4 protein-coding genes are annotated in these 3,298 nt (G+C 64.6%); 3 read left to right on the forward strand and 1 reads right to left on the reverse strand.

All coding sequences use genetic code 11. The features are described from left to right. Positions 1–420, forward strand: a 420-nt coding sequence (locus HMPREF9538_RS30700) for a LysR substrate-binding domain-containing protein (protein WP_267195259.1), incomplete at its 5' end; no start/stop codon positions are given. Between the two features lie 19 nt (positions 421–439). On the opposite strand, the gene HMPREF9538_RS02060 is transcribed toward HMPREF9538_RS30700, so the two are convergent. Continuing rightward, the gene (locus tag HMPREF9538_RS02060; protein WP_009309029.1) at positions 440–1,363 is read right to left on the reverse strand and encodes a LysR family transcriptional regulator; all 924 of its coding nucleotides are present in this window, start codon (positions 1,361–1,363) and stop codon (positions 440–442) included. 87 nt (positions 1,364–1,450) lie between these two features. Between HMPREF9538_RS02060 and HMPREF9538_RS02055 the strand changes: the two genes are divergently transcribed. Further along, positions 1,451–2,314 (forward strand): MBL fold metallo-hydrolase, encoded by an 864-nt coding sequence (locus HMPREF9538_RS02055; RefSeq protein WP_020316466.1) that lies wholly within the window; start codon positions 1,451–1,453, stop codon positions 2,312–2,314. Beyond that, positions 2,314–3,225, forward strand: a complete 912-nt coding sequence (locus HMPREF9538_RS02050) for an NmrA/HSCARG family protein (protein ID WP_009486348.1) — start codon at positions 2,314–2,316, stop codon at positions 3,223–3,225. Before HMPREF9538_RS02055 ends, HMPREF9538_RS02050 begins: the two co-directional genes overlap by 1 nt. Positions 3,226–3,298: the final 73 nt, after the last annotated feature.

Raw genomic sequence — 3,298 nt, forward strand, 5'->3', positions numbered from 1 at the left:
CCCCCCCCCCCCCCCCCCCCCCCGCCCGGCCCCCCCCCCCCCGCCGGGCCGCAGAGCATCGACGAACTGCACCAGCATCGGGCGGTGGGCTACCTGAATCACCGTACCGGGCGGACCATCGACTGGCTTTTCTCCCTCGATGAAGGCGACTGCGCGATCCGCATGCGGGAGACGCTGGTGGTCGACGATACCGATGCCTACATTCAGGCCGGCATTCAGGGGCTGGGCCTGATCCGCGTCGCCAGCTATCTGGCGCAACCTTATCTGCAGAGCGGGGCGCTGGTCGCCTGTCTGGAGCAGGCCGCTTCTGATCTTCCCTTGTCGCTGGTCTATCCGCAAAACCGCTATCTGCCGCCGGCGGTGCGCGCGTTTTATGACTGGAGCAGGCGTGTGCTGCAACCCCCGCACAGCGAGGCCTGATGCCGGGGCATCGGCCCGGTTATTGGCCGCGCATGGCCTGTTTTAACTTCGTCACCAGCCAGTTCAGCGCCGGATCCTGCGCCCGCCGTTTGTGCCGCAAAATGCACAGCGTAAATTCCGGATACGCTACCGGCGGAGCGTCCGCGCGCAGCGCATACTGCGCCTGCCAGCGCTGCGCCAGCCCCTGCGGGACGGTGGCGAACAGCGGCAGGGTGGTCAGCAGCAGGGGAAAGGTGGAGAAATTCTGCGTGGCAAAGCGCACGCGCCGCGCGAGCCCCTGGCTGGCGAGCTGGCGGTCAATTTCACCGTGGCCGGTTTCGCGATAGGCCACCATCACATGTTCCCAGGCGACAAAGTCGCTCACCGACAGCGGACCGCGGCAGGGGATCTGCTGCGGCGACCACAGGGTGGTGACTCCCATGGACATCACCGGCTCGCTGACGATCTCCCCACGGCTCTGTTTGTTGACAGACACCGCGACATCAATGCGCTCCTCCTCCAGCAACTGGCGAACCTGGAAGGGGTCGGCGGCTATCGACTGCAGTGACACTCCGGGCGCCTCCTGCATCAGCCCGGGTAACAGCGGGGGCATCAGCCAGTGTTCGCTCCAGTCGCTGAGGCCGATGCGAAAAAGCTGCTGCGCGCGCGCCGGGACGAACTCTGCGGCGCCAAACATCGCCGAATGCAGGTTTTCCATCAGCGGCTGCAGGTCGGTCATCAGCGCTTGCGCCCGCGGCGTCGGCAGCATGCCTCTGGCGCTGCGGACGAACAGCGGGTCGTCAAACATCTCGCGCAGCCGTTTCAGCGCCCCGCTGATAGCCGGCTGGCCAAGATGCAGCACCTCTGCGGTACGGGTGACGCTCCCTTCGCGGTACAGCACCATCAAGACTGTCAACAGATTCAGATCGATACGACTAAAATCATTTTCAATGATTTTGTTCATTATGATAATCAATTTGAATGTGGGTTATCCCGGCAGCATAGTGAATATCACCCCGATAAATCAACCAGCGCAATGCGCGCGGAGGGAGTGATGCAAACTTACCAGACAGGCGATAGCCTGATTTTCAAAGTGCCGGAGCGCGAGATTTCCCTGCTGCCGGCAGCGCTCTATCCAGAGGCGTTCCCGGTAGCGGAGGCGGAGGCCGTTATTCAGCCGATTGCGCTGTCAATCCACAGCTGGGTGGTGCAGACCCCCTACGATCTGATTGTTATCGATACCGCCACCGGCAATGGTCGGGAGCGCGGCGGCAATCCGCTCTATCATCAACTTAGCACGCCGTATCTGGAGAATCTCCGCGCCGCGGGAGTGAACCCGGAGGACGTGACCCTGGTGCTACTGACTCACCTGCATACCGACCATGTCGGATGGAATACCGTCTGGCAGGACGATCGCTGGGTGCCGCTGTTTCCCAACGCCCGCTATCTGTGCTCGGCAAAAGAGCTGTCGCGGGTGAAAAACAGCGAACGCTACCGGGCGCTGTGGCTTGACAGCCTGCTGCCGGTGATTGAGGCCGGCCAGCTGGAGACCGTCGATGTGGCGACCCGGCCGCGGGTCGGCGGACGGATCGACTTTATTCCCACCCCCGGCCACAGTCCGGACCATGCCGCGCTGGTCCTCGCCGCCGGAGATGACTACGCCTGTTTCTCCGGCGATCTTCTGCATTCCCCGATCCAGTTTGCCCATCCGCAGTGGAATTCAGCGTTCTGCGGCGATCCCCGGCAGGCGGAAGTCTCGCGACGGGAGATGATGGCGTGGGGGGCAAGCCATCATGCTCAATGGTTCACCGGGCATTTTGCCGGGCCTTCCTGCGGCTGGCTGGAGAAGGATAAGCAAGGTGACTATCGCTGGCGAGAGGCCGGGAAACAGGCTGCAGATAAGGGAGAAGAGTGATGAATAATGCGCAAAGCGTGTTGGTTTTTGGCGCCACCGGTCAGCAGGGCGGCTCGGTGGCGCGGGCGCTGCTGCACCGCGGCTGGCGGGTTCGGGCGCTGGTCAGGGATCCTTTCTCCGCCGGGGCCGCTGCGCTGGCGGCGCGGGGAGCCGAGCTGGTCGTGGGAACCTTTGAAGACCGGGCGGCAATGCGGTCGGCGATGGCCGGGGTCGACGGCGTCTTCAGCGTCCAGCCCAGTTCGCCGGGAGGGACGGTGACCGATGAGCAGGAGGTACGCTACGGGATAACCATCGCCGATCTCGCCGTCGAGTGCGCGGTGAAGCATCTGGTGTACAGCTCCGGCAGCGCGACGGGAGAGACGCCGACCGGCGTAGCGCATTATGACACCAAAGCGGAAATTGAACGGCATATTCGCCGCCTGCCGCTGGCGGCGACCATCGTGCGGCCCGCCACCTTTATGGAGCTGCTGGTGATGCCTGGTTTTGGCCTTGATGAAGGTCGTTTTCAATTTTTTATGCTGCCGGAGGGGAGAATGCAGGTGCTGGCGGTGGAGGATATCGGCCATCTTGTCGCGGCGGTTTTTGCCACGCCGGCGCGGTTTGCCGGCAAGACGTTCGAGATCGCCAGCGACAGCGTGACCGGTCGTCAGCTGGAGGGGTTATTCTCCACGGCGGCGGGACGGCCGATCCCCTATTCGCGATTTTCCGACGAGGTGCTGGCCGCCAGTCCTTTTCTGCACAAGCTGACCGGGCTGGTGGACGACGGGCGGCTGGCGGGGCACGCCGACCTCGACGCCATGCGCCAGCTGCACCCGCAGCTGCACACCTTCGCCGGCTGGCTGGCCGGCCCCGGCCGTCCCGCCTTCGAGCGGGCGCTGACCAGCGCGGCCAGCTGGGCGTTTGATCGTTAAAGGCGGGCGTTTCGTTAGCGCCAGGCGCGCTGTCCCGGGCCCGGGCCCCCCCCCCCCCCCGCCCCCCCCCCCC

The organism is Klebsiella sp. MS 92-3 (assembly GCF_000195655.1).
Classification (GTDB): Bacteria; Pseudomonadota; Gammaproteobacteria; order Enterobacterales; family Enterobacteriaceae; genus Klebsiella; species Klebsiella pneumoniae.